At 52.6% G+C, this 15,693-nt stretch carries 14 protein-coding genes; 4 read left to right on the plus strand and 10 right to left on the minus strand.

What is annotated here, in order from left to right; translation table 11 throughout:
* Positions 1-43 precede the first annotated feature (43 nt).
* Positions 44-1,366 (minus strand): PAS domain-containing methyl-accepting chemotaxis protein, encoded by a 1,323-nt coding sequence (locus tag C7434_RS19295; protein WP_033737258.1) that lies wholly within the window; start codon positions 1,364-1,366, stop codon positions 44-46.
* Positions 1,367-1,665: 299 nt separating this feature from the next.
* A complete protein-coding gene (locus tag C7434_RS19300) occupies positions 1,666-1,881 on the minus strand; it encodes a YdgH/BhsA/McbA-like domain containing protein (protein WP_033737256.1) in 216 nt (71 codons plus the stop codon).
* 751 nt (positions 1,882-2,632) lie between these two features.
* Between C7434_RS19300 and C7434_RS19305 the strand changes: the two genes are divergently transcribed.
* On the plus strand, positions 2,633-3,451 hold the full coding sequence (locus C7434_RS19305) for an AraC family transcriptional regulator (protein WP_033737254.1): 819 nt from the start codon (positions 2,633-2,635) through the stop codon (positions 3,449-3,451).
* On the opposite strand, the gene C7434_RS19310 is transcribed toward C7434_RS19305, so the two are convergent.
* Together C7434_RS19310 and C7434_RS19315 are read right to left on the minus strand one after the other, a co-directional pair.
* The gene (locus C7434_RS19310; protein ID WP_033737253.1) at positions 3,422-4,060 is read right to left on the minus strand and encodes a LysE family transporter; all 639 of its coding nucleotides are present in this window, start codon (positions 4,058-4,060) and stop codon (positions 3,422-3,424) included. The two genes, C7434_RS19305 and C7434_RS19310, sit on opposite strands and share 30 nt — an antisense overlap.
* A 278-nt stretch (positions 4,061-4,338) precedes the next feature.
* On the minus strand, positions 4,339-4,527 hold the full coding sequence (locus C7434_RS19315; RefSeq protein ID WP_006121221.1) for a YjfB family protein: 189 nt from the start codon (positions 4,525-4,527) through the stop codon (positions 4,339-4,341).
* A 318-nt stretch (positions 4,528-4,845) separates the two neighbouring features.
* Between C7434_RS19315 and C7434_RS19320 the strand changes: the two genes are divergently transcribed.
* On the plus strand, positions 4,846-5,784 hold the full coding sequence (locus C7434_RS19320; protein ID WP_033737252.1) for an omptin family outer membrane protease: 939 nt from the start codon (positions 4,846-4,848) through the stop codon (positions 5,782-5,784).
* Positions 5,785-5,890: 106 nt separating this feature from the next.
* Here C7434_RS19320 and C7434_RS19325 read toward each other — a convergent pair whose 3' ends face one another.
* The 6 genes from C7434_RS19325 to xylF form a co-directional block, all read right to left on the minus strand.
* Positions 5,891-6,352: an OsmC family protein gene (locus tag C7434_RS19325; protein ID WP_033737250.1), complete on the minus strand. Its 462-nt coding sequence runs from the start codon at positions 6,350-6,352 to the stop codon at positions 5,891-5,893.
* Between the two features lie 82 nt (positions 6,353-6,434).
* Positions 6,435-6,872 (minus strand): GNAT family N-acetyltransferase, encoded by a 438-nt coding sequence (locus C7434_RS19330; protein WP_133745822.1) that lies wholly within the window; start codon positions 6,870-6,872, stop codon positions 6,435-6,437.
* 675 nt (positions 6,873-7,547) lie between these two features.
* Positions 7,548-8,723, minus strand: coding sequence for a D-xylose utilization transcriptional activator XylR (gene xylR / locus C7434_RS19335; RefSeq protein ID WP_033737245.1), 1,176 nt, complete (start codon positions 8,721-8,723; stop codon positions 7,548-7,550).
* A 93-nt stretch (positions 8,724-8,816) separates the two neighbouring features.
* Positions 8,817-10,001 carry a xylose ABC transporter permease XylH gene (gene xylH, locus C7434_RS19340; protein WP_174250622.1) on the minus strand — a complete coding sequence of 395 codons (1,185 nt, stop codon included), beginning with the start codon at positions 9,999-10,001 and terminating at the stop codon, positions 8,817-8,819.
* Positions 9,991-11,511 carry a xylose ABC transporter ATP-binding protein gene (locus tag C7434_RS19345; protein ID WP_006121215.1) on the minus strand — a complete coding sequence of 507 codons (1,521 nt, stop codon included), beginning with the start codon at positions 11,509-11,511 and terminating at the stop codon, positions 9,991-9,993. Before C7434_RS19345 ends, xylH begins: the two co-directional genes overlap by 11 nt.
* A 26-nt stretch (positions 11,512-11,537) precedes the next feature.
* On the minus strand, positions 11,538-12,530 hold the full coding sequence (xylF, locus tag C7434_RS19350) for a D-xylose ABC transporter substrate-binding protein (RefSeq protein ID WP_039339152.1): 993 nt from the start codon (positions 12,528-12,530) through the stop codon (positions 11,538-11,540).
* 354 nt (positions 12,531-12,884) lie between these two features.
* Between xylF and xylA the strand changes: the two genes are divergently transcribed.
* A complete protein-coding gene (gene xylA / locus C7434_RS19355; RefSeq protein WP_033737241.1) occupies positions 12,885-14,207 on the plus strand; it encodes a xylose isomerase in 1,323 nt (440 codons plus the stop codon).
* Between the two features lie 17 nt (positions 14,208-14,224).
* Positions 14,225-15,670 carry a xylulokinase gene (xylB, locus tag C7434_RS19360; protein WP_133745823.1) on the plus strand — a complete coding sequence of 482 codons (1,446 nt, stop codon included), beginning with the start codon at positions 14,225-14,227 and terminating at the stop codon, positions 15,668-15,670.
* The last annotated feature ends 23 nt before the right edge of the window (positions 15,671-15,693 follow it).

Consider the following 15,693-nt stretch of genomic DNA (forward strand, 5'->3'; position numbering starts at 1 on the left):
GGGAAACCGGTCACCCGTAAAGGCAGGCGACCGGAAAAAATACTCAGACAGGATGTGGCGTGGATGAACGGGAAACGTTTCTGACCGCTTCCTCGACGCGCTCAGAATTGCTCTGAATACTGGCGATTACCTCACCCGCCTGACGCATAAGATTGACTCCACGCGCCGTGTTTTTCAGGTTATTTTCGATGTCTTCCAGCACCTTTTTCGCCAGCTGATTATTACTGGACACCACGCGTCCTATTTCTTCTGTCGCTTCGTTAATACGTGCCGCCAGCGTGCGTACCTCGGCGGCTACGATGGCAAAACTGCGCCCAGACGTGCCGGCGCGGGCAGCCTCAATGGCTGCATTCAGCGCAATAAAGCGCGTCTGCTCGGCGATATTGCGAATGGAATGCACCATATCGGCAATCCGGTCAGACTGGCCGTTCAGGCCAAAGACATCCGCCGAAACGCTGTTCATCTCATTGGCGATTTCCGCCATCGTTCTGACGCTGTCTTCGATGACATCGGCACCCGTTACCGAGCTTTCACGTGTCTGTTGCGCCATCTTCCATGCGTGCTGAGCGGCTTCGTTTTCCTGCTGGTTTTGCAACACCTGCTCCGTCACATCCGTCGCGAATTTCACGATCTTATATAACCGGCCTTCGGTATCAAAAACCGGGTTATAGGTTGCACGCAGCCAGATGGTTTTACCCTGGCGGTTAAGGCGCGGATACTGGCCGGAAAAAAATTCGCCCTGGTTCAGGCGTTGCCAGAACTGCTGATATTCCTGGCTGTTACGCAGTTCCTCAGAGCAAAACATACGGTGATGCCGCCCGAGGATCTCATCGGCTTTGTAGCCGGTCGCTTTCAGGAAGTTTTCATTCACCTCCAGTACTTCCCCGGCCTTATTAAATGCAATGACGGCCATTGAGCGGCTGATCGCCTGTACCATGGCATCCTGCTGCTGCGCTTCGCTGATACGCTCGGAAATATCAGCCGCCAGCTTGATGACCTTAATGACCCGACCCTGCCGATCTTTTACTGGCACATAGCTGGCTTCCAGCCAGACGGGATGATTATCTTTGCCTAAACGCAGGTATTTACCGCTGAAGCTCTTGCCGCTGGCCAGCCGTAGCCAGAACTGGCGATACTCGGCTGAGTTGACCAGCGAGGGCGAGCAAAACATGCTGTGATGACGCCCCACGATTTCTTTTATCTCATAGCCCATCTTGTTGAGAAAAAGATCATTTGCCCGAAGGATCGTGCCTTCTGGCGTAAACTCGATGATCGGAATGGCATCATTCAGTGCTTTGAGCGAATCGGCGGCGTGTTTATGCTGGTGTTTTGAGAAAAGGGAAAATAATTTTTTTAGAATTGTCATTTTTATACTGCCATGTTGAGTGGTCTGGAGAGTTTATCGGCAGAAGAAAGAGCAGGCTTGAGACAATGGAGAATAAACAGGCAACAGATTGTGACCGGGCTAATAACGTTAATTAAAGGATGAATACAGCGCCCTTTATTTTTGGCCGCGTTAAAACGTAATGCCTGACATTAAGTGGAAAATTATTTGCACACCAGGTTTACGTCACTGTCGACATAAACCGTCCTTTTCACGCTCTGCAGCGACCAAAAAAAAGCTGCCATCAGGCAGCTCTTTGCGCATCTTTCAATACGACGCGGTTATTTATACAGCTCGGCGGTCATGTGGACACGGTCGTTCGTGTTGGCTTCGATGATTCTGTACTGCGCACCCTGCTGTTCAGCCTGGGCTGCAATTTTCGCTTCGGTACCATCAAGGGTTGAACCCGTTGCGGTGACAGTTTGCGCAAAAGCAGAGGCTGACATCAGTGAAAGCGCAGCAACGGCAGCAAGGGAAAGTGTTTTCATGGTTTTCATAATCCGGTTCCTTATCATGTAAGCGGGAAAGCAGTGTGCTTTCGATGGGAGTAATGATAACCATAGTTATTAATACAAAGTTAACAATAAGTGCCGCAATTGTGATCATGCTATCTATCACGCTGATAGCTAAAACCTCATGCCGACGTTGCGGAATTGACATATAACGTTTTTGGTAAGGGTGACTGAGGCAGGAAAAGCAGAGGATCAGCGCGATCTGCAGCTATATTTCACGTTTTGCTATGCCAGGGATTAAGGATATCTCACCTGTCTGGCAGATCTTATCTGCGCACTAAGAGTGGTTAACTGCGAAGCTTGTGCGCTTTTAAGCACACACATCTGGATGACTGCTGCCAGACGACAAACAGGATAATGCTTTATTGCTGCTTGCGCACGTTAGTACGTAGCGCGCCCTTTTCCCCTGTTGGTTTCTTACGTGTTGACCCATGGCTTAGATTCCAGAGAGCGGATGGGTTTGTTTGTCACGGCTTTCGGCTTTCGGCTTTCGGCTTTCGGCTTTCGGCTTTCGGCTTTCCAGGTAAACAAAGCGCACTAAAATTTGCCAGTAATCCTAAAAAATCATGCCTTTTCGCCCTCCTCCGCTCTTTTCTTTAACTACCTGTTTTTTCCTGTGGCAAAAGCGACTGGAATATTACGCGTTAATGTGCGTCTTTTCATCGGGGTGATATAGTCTGCTGAGAGGCTTTATCAGCGCCATCTGCGCGCTGATATTTTGTGGAGGAGAGCTTTAATGGCGCTGTACGCTCTGGACTGGTTTAGTCGCAATGGTATGGAGTGCTCGCGCGTTAAAGCGCATAACGCAACCTTTCCAAAACACACGCACGATGAATATGTGCTTAGCGCCAACCTGTCGGGCATTGAGGAAATCACACTTAATGGCCAGACACTGCAGGTCAATGCGGGCCAGATCACTCTGTATAATCCGGCCAGCATCCAGTCTTCACGTTTCGATCAGCACGGCGCTGAATTCCTCAGCATCCATATTCCGCAGACGCTATTAAAAACATTCAATCTCAGCCAAAATCTCAGCAGTCACCGTGAGGCACCCGTTTTAGCTGAAGGCGTTTTCACGCATCAGGGGTTATTTAACGCTATATGTCGCTATGCCCAACTGACACAACACCATGACAGCGAAGAGGAAGAGCAGGCACTTTTGCTGTTGTGCGCAGAACTGTTCTCTGAGAAAGTCACGCGAGATGCCGTGGTCGATAAAGACCTGGACCGCATCATTGCTTTTATGCGCCAGCATGTGAACATGAAGCTTACGCTGAATGCATTGGTGCAGGTAGCGGGAATAAGCAAATACGCGCTGGTGAGGCGTTTTACTGCTTATACCGGGCTTCCACCTTTGCAGTATCACATGCAGCTTCGCCTGTGTGCAGCGCGGGCGCTTCTGCGACAGAATCAGCATCCTCTGGACGCCGCGCATCGCCTGGGATTTTACGATCAAAGCCATTTTATCAATGCGTTTCGCAAAGTAATGGGCACCACGCCCAAACACTATGCTTCACAAGTAGGTTCAGGAAAGCAAAAATTCTTTATAACCTGAAACGATGACGTAAAAAGCAAAACAGGCAAAGATAAGGGCAGAAAGCATGTAGGAATATCTCAACAACTTTTGTCCTAATAGCCTGCCGCCCACGCTGCCAACCAGACAGAGCACACCCGTCCATATCACCCCGGCCAGAAAAAAACCGCTCAGAAATAGCGTGGTTCCGGTAAGGTTTTGCTCCCCGAAACGGGAAATGAGCGCGCCACCCACCGTCGCAAACCACAGAATGGCGGTGGGTGAGGACAGGGCCAGTACAATTCCGCGACGGAACTCACGGAACAGCGACAGCCTGACAGTCACCTGTGATGTGTCGATATCGTTAACTGTACTGAAGGCAGCCATCAGCATTTTAACGGTGAACCCTGTCAGCAGAAGCCCTCCACCCGCCCAGATTATCCATCGCACTATCTCGAATTGCAGCAACACCGCCATGCCCGCCAGCGCCAGCACGGCATAAAAAAGATCGCCTATACAGGTGCCGATGCCCAGCGAAAATCCCTGAAAATACCCCCGCTGCATTGCCAGCGTAATCATAGCGATGTTGGCAATGCCGATATCCAGACACAGTGACAGACTTAAGAAAAACCCCGTTGAAAAGGACATCATCGCATTGCACTCCTGCACGAAAGAACCTCGCGCTGCGCCACCTGATATGTGCCTGTAAATTCTGTAAAAAGAGCCCATTCCGGAGAGCGAAGCGTAAACTGAAGCGGCATCATTGAGTTCCCTGCCTGAACGTGAGTGATACCTTATTTCATTCTTTTACTCAGCTCAGGTATTGGAAAAAATTGCAGCGAAGGGATGAAGGGAAAGTCAGCCGACGGGGAAAGGGAATAAAGCGGGCGGTACGACATGATCCGCCCGGGGAACCTGGAGCAGAATAATCAGGCGGTGGTATTAATATTCCGCCCTACAGCCGGGTTCGCGGGAAGGGCAGTAACGCCTTCCACCAGTGTAGTGATGGTATCTGCCTGTTGGTTCAGGGTTTTCTTTAACAGCGTCGCATTGGCTTCACCACGTGCCTGCCATTGATCTAACCCTGCAGACAGCGTTGTGAGTTGCTGAATATCCATGCAGTTGCTCCTTATGTTGACTGAGCCCCAAACGGGGGTCACATAATACTGGCGACGGATTTCGCCAGTGGCGCATAAAGTATCGGCTCTGAGTATTAAAACTTTAGTGCCAGTTAAATATTGGAAAAATTTATTAATCCAGAAGAATCACACGATACACGACTTATTCGTAACAACATACTCCAGCCTCCAGGGTAATACTTACAATTTTTTTAGGATTTTTAAATTTCATAATTGTTTAACTTGTTTAACAACGCCACTCTATTTTATTCTGGCCCTGCTCTTAGGAGTTCCTTAACAAAAAACAGGATGATAAAAATGAAAAAAAGCATTTTTGTAATGATGATGATGGCAGGGGCTTCAGCAAGTGTTCATGCTGAGAAAACATCTTATACACCCGATTTATCAGCTGATAGTTTCAGTGTATCTGCTTCAACAGGTATGCTGGGCGGTAAATCAGGAGAACTTGTTTACGACCCTGATACTGGACGGAAAATCAGTCAGCTTGACTGGAAGATAAAAAACGTTGCCATTCTGAAAGGTGACATTTCATGGGATGCCTACCCATTTCTGACGCTTAACGCGCGTGGGTGGACTTCTCTGGCCAGTGGTTCCGGCCATCTGGATGATTATGACTGGCAGGATAGCAATCAAGGTAACTGGACCGATCATTCCTCGCATCCTTATACGCGTATGAACTACGCAAATGAATACGATCTCAATCTGAAAGGCTGGTTCCTGCAGGGAGATAACTACCGAGTAGGCGCTGTAGCAGGCTATCAGGAAACCCGATTCAGCTGGACTGCAATTGGCGGTTCTTTCAATTACGACAATGGTACGCTGGTAGGAGATTTCCCCAGAGATCAAACAGGTATCGGTTACAGTCAGCGTTTTTCAATGCCATATGTAGGATTGACAGGACGCTATCGCATCAATGATTTCGAATTTGGTGCTTTACTTAAATTCAGCGACTGGGTGAATGCTCACGATAATGACGAGCACTATGTGCGCCAGTTAACCTTTCGCGAAAAAACATCCAGTTCACGCTACTACGGTGCATCTGTTGATGCCGGTTATTACGTTACACCTAACGCAAAAGTCTTCGCTGAATTTACTTACAGTAAATACGAAGAAGGTAAAGGTGGCACACAAATTTTTGATAACGTAAGTGGCCAGTCCGGGAATATTGATGGTGACGCAGCAGGCATAGCAAACCACAATTATACGGTTACAGCAGGATTGCAATATCGCTTCTAATTAGACGTTAATAATTAAGGCGAAACATAGTTTCGCCTTTAAATTTAAATATTCCCAGAAAGTTATTCTGATTTGGTAATAACAACTGCTATATATGATTGCAGTTTCAAACAAACCGCGGCACAAAACTCACCGGAAAATTCAGCGAATTGGCGATAAAACACGCATCGTGAGCATCGTGGTGCAGCGCTTCTGCGCGCGCAGCGTCCGCCGGATCGCGCAATGTGACCAACGGCTTCAGCGTGATTTGCGTGAAATGCCCCCGCTCACCCTCGACCATTGTGCCCTCCGCCGCATCCTCATAAGCCTCGACGATGATACCGGCATCAGCGCACAGATGCAGATACCATAATTTATGGCAGGCGGACGCCGAGGCCAGCAACAGTTCTTCGGGATTCCAGCGCGTGGCATCGCCCCGAAAGGCCGGATCGGCACTCAGTGCGATGGTCGCTTTCCCCTCAGCGGCAAGCTCACCATTGCGATCGTACGCGGTGTAGGAATCTGTACCGCTGCCACGGTTACCGGTCCAGCGAATGTGAATATGGTAATGATGTTCCCGATTAGCCATCTTGCATCCTTTTAAAGGCTGAAGGTGATTCTGGAGACAGTGCCCATCGTGATTTCAGGCCTGTAGCCCAGCGGATTGATGCTCAGAGCCTGATGTTATAACGGACAATATCATCCACCTGTGCCAGCTTATCGTACAATCTGCGGGCAGGATTGTTTTCATTTGTCACCCAATATACTTTCGCCCAACCCAGTTCACGGGCTTCATCGCAGACTGCCACGATTAGGGCTTTTCCCGCACCTACGCCGCGCTTGTTTTCCTTAACAAAAAGATCTTCCAGATAGCATACGGGCTGGATGACCCAGGTCCCTTCGTGTATCACGCATATCGCGAAACCGATCACGCTGCCGTTGTGTTCGGCGAGTCGACATATGAGCGCGGAGTCAGGTGAATGGATTCTCTGCCAGGTAGATAGCGTGACGCTCTCATCCAGGTGATGACCATAAAACAGCAGGTAATCTTTCCAGAGCCCCAGCCAGGCTGCGTAATCATCCGGCAGGGCATTACGAACGTTAAGCATTGACGTTCCTTTTAGTCAATGGGCCAGATAACTCGCCGCTGTAATGCCATGACGACGCTACACATCGCGGATACGAAAACAGCGACTGACGGCTTGTTGGAGCCTGCTCAATCAGTAAAGCAGCTGTCTCCCTCAGAAGCTATCTTAATGCGATGGAGTCTGTAAAATCGTGGCTGATGACCATAATAACGATGACAGCGCAGGCGCATTCAACCAGGGTATTACGAATGGCTGTGGAATTTTGCGATTCCTACTTAAGCGAGGCAGCGGCCCAGCCCTTTCTCAAAGAAAACCATAATATAAAGAAGTATATTTTCGACAGTCTGTCAGAAAAGCACTGAACTACACAGTCCCTCAAAAAAAGGGTGACCATGGATCATGGTGATTGTTAAACAGAGTGACAGCAAGCTCTGCCACACTGTTTAACAGAACATAACCTCAGAAAATTTTGAATAATTCATTATATAAATCAAAAAATTAACTCTTTTATAGCTACTTTAATATGCCTTACGGTGTTACTCAGTTGAATATATTCATTCTGACATTCTCGTCTTGTCTTTCAGAGAAAATATAAGTGGAAAGCCAGCCCAGGCCATTCGGACCAGCTTCCTTATAGATGATGGCGACAGGTCGTCGGTTCATTCATGCACTCACAGAAATGCCAACGTCGCCTTCTTACGCCACTTCTCCATTTTCCTGCCTGTACTCTTTCGGTGTCGTCGCATAGCTCTTCTTGAACACCGAATAGAAATACTGCAATGAGGGATAACCACACATCTGCGAGATCTCATTGATACTGAGTGACGAGCCCGCCAGCAGTTCCTTTGCCTTTTCCAGCTTTTCGCGATGGATCATGGCGTGAATCGTATCGCCGGTTTCGTCACGGAAACGCTTCTCCAGGTTAGAACGCGACAGGCCAATGGCATCCAGTACCTGCTCCACCTTAATGCCCTTACAGGCGTTAAAACGGATAAAATGCATCGCCTGAATCACTGCAGGATCGTGCAGCGAGCGGAAATCGGTTGAGCGGCGGGCAATCACTTTCACTGGCGGTACCAGAATGCGCTGGAGCGGCAGAACCTGCTTATCCAGCAGGCGGTGTAACAGCTTAGCGGCCTGATAACCCATCTGTCGTGAACCCTGAACTACCGAGGAAAGCGCGACGCGAGAGAGATAACGGGTCAGTTCTTCGTTGTCGATGCCAATTACGCACAGCTTCTCAGGCACCGGAATCTTCAGGTGCTCGCAGGCCTGCAGCAGATGACGCGCACGCGCATCAGTGACAGCAATAATGCCGGTATGCGGGGGAAGGGTTTGCAGCCAGTCGGCCAGGCGGTTTTGCGCGTGCTGCCAGTTCTCAGAGGCGGTTTCCATGCCCTGATAAACTACGCCCATATAGCGCTCACGCATGACGCGTTGGCGAAACGCCAGTTCGCGTTCCTGTGCCCAGCGTTTACCACTGGAAGCCGGCAAACCGTAAAATGCAAAACGGTTGATACCGCGCGCTTTCAGGTGCAGGAAGGCACTTTCCACCAGCGCGCTGTTGTCGGTGGCAATGTAGTGTACCGGCGGGTAATCCTCTTCACGATGATAGGAGCCACCCACACCGACGACCGGCACCGCCACGTCTGCCAGCGAACGCTGAATGGCGCTGTCGTCATAATCCGCAATCACGCCGTCGCCCAGCCACTCATGGATATTGTCAATGCGGCAGCGGAAATCCTCCTCAATGAAAATATCCCAGTTTGTCTGTGAAGCCTGTAAATACTCGCCAACGCCTTCAACCACCTGACGATCGTAAACCTTGTTGGCGTTAAACAGCAGGGTAATGCGGTATCGTTTCTCATGCATAGTGGCAGCGTCCCGTTAACTCCCAGCGAATTGCATAGCACAGCTGGATGCATCACAGAAATGGTTTGCGCCACAGTGTGATCGTTCACACGATTACATACGGCGGCGCGTTGCGGTGTCCATCCAGACCGCCAGCAGCAAAATCGCCCCTTTAACGATATACTGCCAGAAGGTCGGCACATCCATCATGCTCATGCCGTTATCCAGCGAGGCCATGATAAACGCGCCCATCACCGCCCCGGCGACGGATCCGACGCCGCCAGCCAGGCTGGTGCCGCCGATAACACAGGCTGCAATCGCATCCAGTTCGGCGATGTTCCCGGCAGAAGGCGATCCCGCGCCCAGACGTGAGCTGAGGATCAGCCCCGCGATCGCCACCATCAGGCCATTGATGGCAAACACCGCCAGCTTGGTGCGCGCCACATTGATACCGGAAAGCCGGGCGGCATCAATATTGCCGCCGATGGCGTAAATGCGGCGGCCAAAAGCCGTGCGGGTGGCCATAAACATTCCCGCCAGCAGCAGCAATGCCAGCAGCAGTACCGGAGTAGGTACGCCACGGTAATCATTCAGCAGCCAGATCGCCCCCAGCACCAGCACGGCGGTGATCGCCTGGCGTGCCACGGTGCCGGTTGCCGCCGGTTGAGCCAGCCCCAACTGCTGACGACGCAGCCGTAAGCGCCACTGCCACAGAATAAACAGTGCCAGGCCGATAAAGCCAAAACCAAAACCGAAGCCGCCTGGCAAATAGCTTTGCCCAATCTGGGACATCGCCGGACTGGTCGGGGCAACGGTAGTTCCGTCGGTGATACCGACCAGGATGCCGCGAAACGCCAGCATACCGGCCAGCGTTACGATAAACGAAGGCACCTTGCGGTAGGCCACCCACCAGCCATTCCAGGTGCCCAGCAGCAGGCCAAGCACCAGCGTGACCACAATGGTCAGTGGCAGCGGCCAGCCCAGCCAGACGTCAAAGATCGCCGCCGCGCCGCCCAGCAGCCCCATCATAGAGCCAACTGAGAGGTCGATCTCAGCGGAGATAATGACAAACACCATGCCCACCGCCAGGATGCCGGTTATCGCCGTCTGGCGCAGCAGGTTAGAGACGTTGCGCGGGCTGAGCCAGGCACCGTCAGTAGTCCAGGTAAAAAACAGGGCAATCAACACAATCGCCCCCAGCATGACCAGCACCTGCAAATTACGTAGGCCGAGCTTGCTGGAGACGGGCTTGTTGGCCGGCGTCGATACGGCGGGCTTGGTTTCGCTGTTAAGCATAATGTTCACTCCGCAGAGCGGCTTCCATCACCTGCTCCTGAGTCAGATTGTCGTTAATCAGATCGGCTTTGATTTGCCCTTCATGCATCACCAGAATGCGGTCGCTGAGGCCCAGCACTTCGGGCAACTCAGACGAGATCACAATGACGGAGATGCCCTGCTGTACCAGCGCATTGATAAGCACATAAATTTCCTGCCGCGCACCCACATCAATACCGCGCGTGGGCTCATCCAGAATCAGAATTTTTGGATTGAGCAGCAGGCATTTCGCCAGAATCGCTTTTTGCTGGTTGCCGCCGCTGAGGCGGCCAATCGGCAGTTCAGGTGACGAGGTTTTGACCCGCAGGCGGGCGATAGCGGCATTAATGGCGTGCAGCTCGCTGGCTTCGTCAATTGTGGACAGGCGCTGGCTGAACTGATCCAGCGCCGCCAGAGTGATGTTTTTGCCCACGCCCATCAGCGGCACAATGCCATCTTTTTTGCGATCCTCCGGTACCATGGCAATGCCGTGCGCGATCGCCTCCTGACAGTCGCGGATAGTCACTTTGTTGCCGTTAATCCGGATCTCACCCTGCCAGCGACCAGGCCAGACGCCAAACAGACACTGAACGGTTTCCGTTCGGCCAGCACCGACTAATCCGGCGATACCAAGGATCTCTCCCTTACGCAGGGTAAAGGACAGGTTATTCACGCGCTTGATGTGGCGGTTGACCGGGTGCCAGGCCGTCAGGTTGCTGACCTGCAGCACCGTGTCGCCAATCTCGTGAGGTGAATGTGGATAGAGCGCCGTGAGTTCACGTCCGACCATCATGGTGATGATATCGTCCTCACTCAGGCCCGCCGCCGGACGAGTGGCAATATGCTGACCATCGCGAATCACGCAGATGGTGTCCGAAATCGCCCGCACCTCGTTCAGTTTGTGCGAGATATAAATACAGGCGATACCGTGCTCGCGCAGGTTGTGGATAATACTGAGCAGTACCGTGGTTTCCTGCTCGGTCAGCGAGGACGTCGGCTCATCGAGGATAAGCAGCCGCACCTGTTTGTTGAGCGCCCGCGCAATCTCCACCAGCTGCTGCTGCCCCAGGCCCAGCTCACCCACGCGCGTGTCGGGCGAGACGTTAAGTTTGACCCGTTCCAGCAACTGCTGGCAGCGCAGCGTCATGGTTTCATCGTCCACCATGCCAAAGCGCCCCAGCTCTGCGCCCAGGAAGATGTTCTCCATCACGGTCAGTTGCCGTACCAGCGCCAGCTCCTGATGGATAATGACAATCCCTTTGCGTTCGGTATCGCGAATAGTCTGTGCCTGGATCGGGTCCCCGGAAAACTGAATCTGCCCCTCAAACTCCCCGTGCGGATACAGTCCGCACAGGATTTTCATCAGGGTCGATTTGCCAGAGCCGTTTTCACCACACAACGACAGCACTTCACCGGCATCCAGTTGCAGGCTGACGTTGTCCAGCGCCTTCACCGCGCCGAAACGCTTGGTGATATTTTTCATTTCCAGCAACATCGGTCTTCTCCTTCGCAGGATGGCGATCAGAGTTCACTCTTCTTGTGGAAACCGTCTTTCACCACGGTACTGTCGATATTGTCTTTGTTGACCTCGATGGGCGTCAGCAGGCGCGACGGCACGTCTTTCAGGCCGTTGTTGAGTTTGGCATTGCTGGCTGGCGTCTGACCGTTGCCCAGCTCGACGGCGACATTAGCTGCTTCAGTCGCCAGTTCTTTAATCGGTTTGTACACCGTCATGGTTTGCGTGCCATTCATGATACGTTTGATGGCGGCCAGATCGGCATCCTGCCCGGAGATGGCGACCTTACCGGCCAGCCCCTGCGCGCTGAGCGCCTGGATCGCTCCCCCCGCGGTAGCATCGTTTGAGGCTACAACGGCATCGATGTGGTTTTTATTGGCGGTCAGGGCGTTTTCCATGATTTTCAGTGCATTTTCCGGCAGCCAGGCATCAACCCACTGATCACCGACAACTTTTATGCTGCCATTATCAATAGAGGGTTTTAACACCTTCATCTGCCCTTCGCGGAACAGGCGGGCGTTATTATCGACAGGCGATCCGCCCATCAGGAAGTAATTGCCTTTGGGCACTTTTTTCACCAGGCTTTCGGCCTGCATTTCGCCGACTTTTTCATTATCAAACGAAATATAGAAATCGATATCGGCATTATTAATCATGCGATCATAGGCCAGAACTTTAATGCCTTCGCGTTTCGCTTCTGCCACGACGTTACTTAATACCTGACCGTTGTAGGGAATAATAACCAGCACATCCACGCCGCGGTTGATCATATTTTCGATTTGCGACATTTGCGTTTCTTCGTTGCCATTGGCAGACTGCACGAAGACTTTCGCGCCCTTTGCTTCCGCCTGTTTAACGAAGATATCGCGGTCTTTTTGCCAGCGTTCCAGACGTAAATCGTCAATGGCCATGCCGATTTTGACTTCTTTTGCCAGACTGGCCTGACTGAACAGCGTAAGCGCCGCTAGCGCAGCGAGTAATGCGGGTTTCATTTTCATCATGGTCATCCTGTAGGGAACGGTTATTGTCGTTGTAAGGCTATGAACCAGGCGGATGAATTGTTCACCTTATTTTTACCTGCCAGCAATTACTGATTTTTATCCGGCTATTACGTTTTTTGGTTTATTTCTGAATTTTTGAGCGCGATCCAAATTTTAACATTTTCAGACTCGCCGTTACCGCAAACTGCACAGCATGAGGTCATCTCATCGTCATATTTTTTTGCGAGCAAGCGCACAATAAATAATTCTCTTACTGCCTGTGTGAAATATCGTAATTGAGTGGTCAGAAAGCGGATACGCACAATATGGCTTCTGGGTAACCCATTCGGGACCACTGTTAAGGAGCAAACCATGCACGCTTATTTTGACCAGCTTGATCGCGTTCGCTACGAAGGCGCAAAAACCAGTAATCCTCTGGCCTTCCGCCACTACAACCCTGACGAAGTCATCCTGGGGAAAACCATGGCTGAGCATCTGCGCTTCGCCGCCTGTTACTGGCACACCTTCTGCTGGAATGGCGCGGACATGTTTGGTGTCGGCGCTTTTGATCGTCCATGGCAAAAAGCGGGCGATGCGCTGGCGCTGGCCAAACTGAAAGCGGACGTTGCCTTTGAGTTTTTCCACAAGCTGAACGTGCCTTACTACTGCTTCCACGATGTGGACGTCTCACCTGAAGGTGACTCCTTAAAAAGCTATCGCGAAAACCTGGCGGTAATGACCGATACGTTGCAGGCGAAACAGCAGGAAACGGGCTTAAAACTGCTCTGGGGCACCGCTAACTGCTTTACGCATCCGCGTTACGGTGCGGGTGCCGCCACCAATCCGGATCCGGAAGTATTTTCCTGGGCCGCCAGTCAGGTGTGCAGTGCAATGAAAGCGACCCAAACGCTGGGGGGCGAAAACTACGTACTGTGGGGCGGACGCGAAGGCTATGAAACGCTGTTAAATACCGACCTGCGCCAGGAGCGCGAGCAGATTGGCCGCTTTATGCAGATGGTCGTTGAACATAAGCACAAAATCGGCTTCCAGGGCACGCTCCTGATTGAACCCAAACCGCAAGAGCCGACCAAACATCAGTACGATTATGACGTCGCGACGGTTTATGGCTTCCTGAAGCAGTTTGGCCTGGAAAAAGAGATTAAGGTAAACGTGGAAGCCAACCATGCCACGCTGGCGGGTCACTCATTCCATCACGAAATAGCGACGGCGATTGCGCTGGGTGTATTTGGTTCGGTCGATGCCAATAGGGGTGATGCCCAGTGCGGCTGGGACACCGATCAGTTCCCGGTCAGCGTGGAAGAGAACGCGCTGGTGATGTATGAAATTATCAAAGCAGGCGGCTTTACCACAGGCGGCTTAAACTTTGATGCCAAAGTACGTCGGCAGAGCACCGACAAGTACGATCTGTTCTATGGACACATCGGTGCCATGGACACGATGGCGCTGGCGTTGAAAGTGGCGGCGCGTATGCTGTCTGACGGTGAGCTTGATCAGCGCGTGGCACAGCGCTACAGCGGCTGGAACGGGGAGTTTGGTCAGCAGATTTTGAAAGGTGAGTTTTCACTGGAAACGCTCGCGGCCCATGCGCACCAGCAGCAGTTCAATCCGCAACATCGCAGCGGTCGCCAGGAGCAACTGGAAAACCTGGTGAATCATTACCTCTATGACTTCTAATCCGTAAGGAGCGCGACATGGTAATCGGGATCGATATCGGCACATCCGGCGTAAAAGTCGTGTTGCTGGATGTGCAAGGGCAGGTGGCGGCGGTGGAAACGGCCCCACTAACGGTTTCCCGCCCGCATCCGTTATGGAGCGAGCAAGATCCCGAAAGCTGGTGGCAGGCCACGGATAAGGCAATGCAGGCACTGGCACAACGGCACGACCTGAGCACGGTGAAAGCTGTGGGCCTGACAGGACAGATGCACGGCGCGACCTTGCTGGACGCGCAGCATCGGGTGCTGCGTCCCGCCATTCTCTGGAACGACGGACGCAGCGGCGATCAGTGCCGTGAACTGGAGCAGCGGGTACCTGACTCACGGCGCATCACCGGTAACCTGATGATGCCAGGCTTTACCGCGCCCAAACTATTATGGGTGCAACAGCACGAACCAGACATTTTTGCCCGGATTGCCAGGGTGCTGCTGCCTAAAGATTACCTGCGCTGGCGCCTGAGCGGCGAGTTTGCCAGCGACATGTCTGATGCAGCCGGAACCATGTGGCTGGATGTGGAAAAGCGTGACTGGAGTGAGCAGATGCTCGCGGCCTGCGGGCTGGATCACAGCCAGATGCCAGCCCTGTTCGAAGGCAACCAGATTACCGGTACTTTATCAGCCGCGATCGCGCAGCGCTGGTCGCTGCCGCAGGTGCCGATCGTGGCGGGCGGTGGCGATAACGCGGCAGGCGCGGTCGGCGTCGGCATGGTCGCGCCGGGGCAAGGGATGTTGTCACTCGGTACCTCCGGCGTGTACTTCGTGGTCAGCGAAGGCTATCTCAGCAATCCCGAGCAGGCGGTACACAGCTTTTGTCATGCGCTGCCGCAGCGCTGGCACCTGATGTCGGTAATGCTGAGCGCCGCTTCCTGCCTGGACTGGGCAGCGTCACTGACGGGCTGCGATGATGTCCCGCACCTGTTAGCCGAAGCGGAACGTGCAAAAGACGATGCGCCCCCCTTGTGTTTTTTGCCTTATCTTTCCGGTGAACGCACACCGCATAATAATCCGCATGCCTGCGGCAGCTTCTTTGGGTTTACCCACCAGCATGGGCGACCCGAGCTGGCGCGCGCCGTGCTGGAAGGCGTCGGTTTTGCGCTGGCGGATGGCATGGATGTGGTTCACGACTGCGGCGTAACACCCGAAAGCATCATGCTGATTGGCGGTGGAGCACGAAGTCGCTACTGGCGGCAGATGCTGGCAGATATCAGCGGACAAACACTGGACTACTGCGAAGGTGGCGATGTCGGCCCAGCGCTGGGTGCCGCCCGACTGGCGCAGATGGCAATAGATAACAATCTGACCATTCCGGCCCTGAAGCAGGTGCAGCGCCATGAGCCAGATCCGGCTCGTCATGCACATTATCAGCCGAGACGTGAGACGTTCAGTCGGTTGTATCAGCAGTTGCTGCCGCTGATGAATCTGTAATTCAGCCAGAGGGCAACGGTGTT

Origin of the sequence: Pantoea sp. PNA 14-12 (assembly GCF_004364735.1) — a bacterium.
Classification (GTDB): Bacteria; Pseudomonadota; Gammaproteobacteria; order Enterobacterales; family Enterobacteriaceae; genus Pantoea; species Pantoea stewartii.

Excerpts from the sequence above, each read along its gene's own strand:
- C7434_RS19295 (WP_033737258.1), bottom strand. The coding sequence starts at position 1,366 with ATGACAATTCTAAAAAAATTATTTTCCCTTTTCTCAAAACACCAGCAT.
- C7434_RS19300 (WP_033737256.1), bottom strand. The coding sequence starts at position 1,881 with ATGAAAACCATGAAAACACTTTCCCTTGCTGCCGTTGCTGCGCTTTCA.
- C7434_RS19305 (WP_033737254.1), top strand. The coding sequence starts at position 2,633 with ATGGCGCTGTACGCTCTGGACTGGTTTAGTCGCAATGGTATGGAGTGC.
- C7434_RS19310 (WP_033737253.1), bottom strand. The coding sequence starts at position 4,060 with ATGATGTCCTTTTCAACGGGGTTTTTCTTAAGTCTGTCACTGTGTCTG.
- C7434_RS19315 (WP_006121221.1), bottom strand. The coding sequence starts at position 4,527 with ATGGATATTCAGCAACTCACAACGCTGTCTGCAGGGTTAGATCAATGG.
- C7434_RS19320 (WP_033737252.1), top strand. The coding sequence starts at position 4,846 with ATGAAAAAAAGCATTTTTGTAATGATGATGATGGCAGGGGCTTCAGCA.
- C7434_RS19325 (WP_033737250.1), bottom strand. The coding sequence starts at position 6,352 with ATGGCTAATCGGGAACATCATTACCATATTCACATTCGCTGGACCGGT.
- C7434_RS19330 (WP_133745822.1), bottom strand. The coding sequence starts at position 6,872 with ATGCTTAACGTTCGTAATGCCCTGCCGGATGATTACGCAGCCTGGCTG.
- xylR (WP_033737245.1), bottom strand. The coding sequence starts at position 8,723 with ATGCATGAGAAACGATACCGCATTACCCTGCTGTTTAACGCCAACAAG.
- C7434_RS19345 (WP_006121215.1), bottom strand. The coding sequence starts at position 11,511 with ATGTTGCTGGAAATGAAAAATATCACCAAGCGTTTCGGCGCGGTGAAG.
- xylF (WP_039339152.1), bottom strand. The coding sequence starts at position 12,530 with ATGAAAATGAAACCCGCATTACTCGCTGCGCTAGCGGCGCTTACGCTG.
- xylA (WP_033737241.1), top strand. The coding sequence starts at position 12,885 with ATGCACGCTTATTTTGACCAGCTTGATCGCGTTCGCTACGAAGGCGCA.
- xylB (WP_133745823.1), top strand. The coding sequence starts at position 14,225 with ATGGTAATCGGGATCGATATCGGCACATCCGGCGTAAAAGTCGTGTTG.